The 305-nt window shown below is 49.5% G+C and carries 1 protein-coding gene; it reads left to right on the top strand.

From position 1 onward, the window contains the following. On the top strand, positions 1–305 hold a 305-nt coding region (locus AB4307_RS21960; RefSeq protein WP_372133545.1), incomplete at both ends, for a cadherin-like domain-containing protein.

The raw sequence follows: 305 nt of genomic DNA, 5'->3' as shown, positions 1-305 counted from the left end.
GGCACGTTAATCTTTACTGATGCCGACCTGTTAACAGGCGCTACCGACATTGAAGGTGATAACCTAACGGTTGAAGGTGTGACCTACGATGGTGGCGACGGTATCCTGACCGACAACGGCAACGGTACGTACACCTTTGCGCCAAATGAAAACTTCAATGGCGACGTAAACTTCGGTTTTGATGTGTCTGACGGCACCGATACGGTGTCAGCAAACATCGACGTAAGCGTAACAGCGGTTGATGATGCGCCTGTGTCTGGTGACTTAGCTTATTCAATCGATGAAGACGGTTCGATTCGTCTAAG

Origin of the sequence: Vibrio sp. 10N.261.52.C2, from assembly GCF_041471425.1 — a bacterium.
In the GTDB taxonomy this organism is placed as follows: Bacteria; Pseudomonadota; Gammaproteobacteria; order Enterobacterales; family Vibrionaceae; genus Vibrio; species Vibrio crassostreae_C.
This window is presented reverse-complemented; position numbering and strand designations above follow the sequence as displayed.